The 613-nt window shown below is 64.8% G+C and carries 1 protein-coding gene; it reads left to right on the top strand.

What is annotated here, in order from left to right:
* A partial coding sequence (locus tag XH98_RS12915) for a methylmalonyl-CoA mutase family protein (protein ID WP_271618806.1) occupies positions 1 to 613 on the top strand: 613 nt, incomplete at both ends.

The following is a 613-nucleotide window of genomic DNA, read 5'->3' as shown; positions in this document are numbered from 1 at the left end:
GCCTGCTCTGGGCGAAGCTCTTGAAGCCCTTCAATCCGAAGGACCCGCGCTCGCTGTCGCTGCGCACGCATTCGCAAACATCCGGCTGGTCGCTGACCGCGCAGGATGTCTTCAACAACGTGATGCGCACAACGGTGGAGGCGATGGCGGCGACCCAGGGCCACACCCAGTCGCTGCACACCAATGCGCTCGATGAGGCTTTGGCGCTGCCGACCGATTTCTCGGCGCGGATCGCCCGCAACACCCAGCTGTTCCTGCAGCAGGAGAGCGGCACCACCCGCATCATCGATCCCTGGGGCGGCTCCTATTATGTCGAGCGCCTGACCCGTGACCTCGCGGCGAAAGCGTGGGGCCACATCCAGGAGGTCGAGGAGCTCGGCGGCATGGCCAAGGCGATCGAGGCCGGCCTGCCCAAGCTGCGCATCGAGGAAGCCTCCGCCAAGACGCAAGCCCGCATCGATGCCGGCAAGCAGGCGGTGATCGGCGTCAACAAGTACAAGCCGACCGACGAGGCGCCGATCGAGATTTTGAAGGTCGACAACACCAACGTGCGCCGGCTCCAGATCGACAAGCTGACGCGGCTGAAATCCGAGCGCAACCAGAAGGACGTCGA

The sequence above is a fragment of the Bradyrhizobium sp. CCBAU 51745 genome (assembly GCF_028128715.1).
GTDB lineage: Bacteria > Pseudomonadota > Alphaproteobacteria > Rhizobiales > Xanthobacteraceae > Bradyrhizobium > Bradyrhizobium manausense.
This window is presented reverse-complemented; position numbering and strand designations above follow the sequence as displayed.